The 1,248-nt window shown below is 64.3% G+C and carries 1 protein-coding gene; it reads left to right on the forward strand.

Features of this window, described 5'->3' with window-relative positions; all coding sequences use genetic code 11:
* Positions 1 to 439: 439 nt before the first annotated feature.
* Positions 440 to 1,248: hypothetical protein (locus tag EBE87_RS28255; protein WP_147426313.1), on the forward strand; the 809-nt coding region annotated here is incomplete at its 3' end.

Genomic DNA, 1,248 nt, shown 5'->3' on the forward strand with positions numbered 1-1,248 from the left:
ATTGACCGTGCGGGCCGCCACCGTCGGCGGCAGCCTGTCCTGCCCCGCACAGGCGGATAAACCCGCCACGCACAACAGGCCCAGAGACATTCGACGGAAACGGATTGCCATGGGGCGGCTCTGCTTCGCGTGAGGTCGCCGGTGCTGCACGAGCGGCTGAGCCACCAGACTGCATCCCGGCTAGACCAGACGTTAACAGAACAAATTCGATCTGCAATCGAATATTTACACTTCCGCCACAAGTTCCGTCATGAAAAATGACGGCACTCCTGTAACTCACTATTGTGTTCTTGCAATTTAATCGCGCTCAGCGGCAATTTTTTCATAATTCATATTCAGTTTTCGTTCCGCGCAACATCCGTGTACTGACGATTCTCTTTCGGAAACCTCTCACGAAGTGCTATCGTTTTGAAGCCAAATCCCCCCGTGAGGCCCGGCTATGACGAGCATGTTCGGTCACAACATCCGTTCCGAACTTGTGCTGCTGTACCTGTCGGAATGCCTGATGGTCTTTCTGGCGGTCTATGCCCTGATCGCCGTCGGGGCTTCCGCCGAATATCCCGTGAACCATGTCCGCGCGACCCTGGTGGCCGCGACCCTGGCGCTCTGCTGCGGCGTGGTCTGCGGCGCGAGCGGCCTGTACCAGCCCGCACTGGTCTCCGGGCAGAAACGCATGCTGACCGGCTGCGCCCTGGCAGGCGGGCTGCTGGTGCTGGCGACATGGCTGGTGCTGCGCATCGCCTATCCCGCTGGCCGCCCCACCGTGCCCCCTGGCATCCTGCCGGAAGTGCTGCTGGGCTGCCTTGGCGCGGTGGCGCTGACGCGCGTCACCTTCCTGCTGCTGCTGCGGCGCGGATTGCTGCGCCGGCGCATTCTGCTGCTGACGCCGGTGGAAGGCGCCGCCACCGACAGCAACGAGGTCTTCGCCGTTGCCGCACTGCGCGCCGGGGAGGATGCCACCGCACTGCTGCGCGAGCCGCGCCGGCTGCGGGCGCAGCACGTCTGGGCCGTGGTGGCACCACCGGAGCTGCTGAATGACGAAACGCGCCAAGCCTGCGCCAAGGCAGGAACTCGCCTGTTGAGCCCAGCGGAATTCCATGAATGCCGACACAACCGCGTGGCCTGCGACCTGCTGGCGCCGGACTGGCTCTTGACGGTGCAGGCGCGGCCGGAGGGGCTCGCCGCCGCCGCCCTGCGCCGCGGCTTCGACATCACCGTCAGCCTCGTCCTCCTGATCATCACCCTCCC

The organism is Teichococcus wenyumeiae (assembly GCF_003696345.1).
GTDB lineage: Bacteria > Pseudomonadota > Alphaproteobacteria > Acetobacterales > Acetobacteraceae > Pseudoroseomonas > Pseudoroseomonas wenyumeiae.